Source organism: Pantoea sp. alder81, from assembly GCF_020179835.1.
Taxonomy (GTDB): domain Bacteria; phylum Pseudomonadota; class Gammaproteobacteria; order Enterobacterales; family Enterobacteriaceae; genus Pantoea.
In genome coordinates this window covers 1-731 of the sequence record NZ_JAIUDA010000034.1, presented here as the reverse complement: position 1 = coordinate 731, position 731 = coordinate 1, and the positions used below count along the sequence as shown (strand labels likewise).

The following is a 731-nucleotide window of genomic DNA, read 5'->3' as shown; positions in this document are numbered from 1 at the left end:
GGCGGCCGCTGGCAAGTGCATCCATGACAAAATCCATCGACCATGTCAGGTTCGGCGCATCCGGGCGGAGAAGCGGAAGCCGCTCAGTCGCCAGACCCTTACGGCGTCGCCTGCGTTTTACACCCAGACCGTTAAGGTGATAGATGCGGTAAACCCGCTTGTGGTTGACGTGAAGGCCCTCCCGACGCAATAACTGCCAGATACGCCGGTAACCAAACCGGCGACGTTCAAGTGCCAGCTCTGTGATACGCAGAGATAGCTGCGCGTCAGCAGCCGGACGCTGAGCCGAATAACGACAGGTTGAAAGGGACAGACCAGCCAGCCTGCAGGCACGGCGTTGTGACAGACCCGTTGTCTCACACATGACTTCTACGGCCTCCCGCTTCTGGTCTGTCGTCAGAACTTTCGGCCCAGAGCCACCTGAAGCGCCTCCTTATCCAGCATGGCTTCAGCGAGCAGCTTCTTGAGGCGGGCATTCTCCTCTTCGAGTGACTTGAGCCGCTTCACTTCGGGGACTTCCATGCCGCCAAACTTCTTGCGCCAGGTGTAGAAGGTGGCATCTGAAATAGCATGCTTGCGGCAGAGTTCCCGGGCCGAAACCCCGGCTTCAGCCTCGCGGAGAATGCTGATGATCTGTTCGTCGGAAAATCGCTTCTTCATGGGGATGTCCTCATGTGACTTATGAAGACATTACTAACATCGCGGTGTATTAATCAACGGGGAGCAGGTCA

Annotated in this window: 1 pseudogene; it reads right to left on the bottom strand. The window is 57.2% G+C overall.

From position 1 onward, the window contains the following. A pseudogene (locus LBW88_RS26460) lies at positions 1 to 660 on the bottom strand (transposase); the annotation flags it as partial. Positions 661 to 731: the final 71 nt, after the last annotated feature.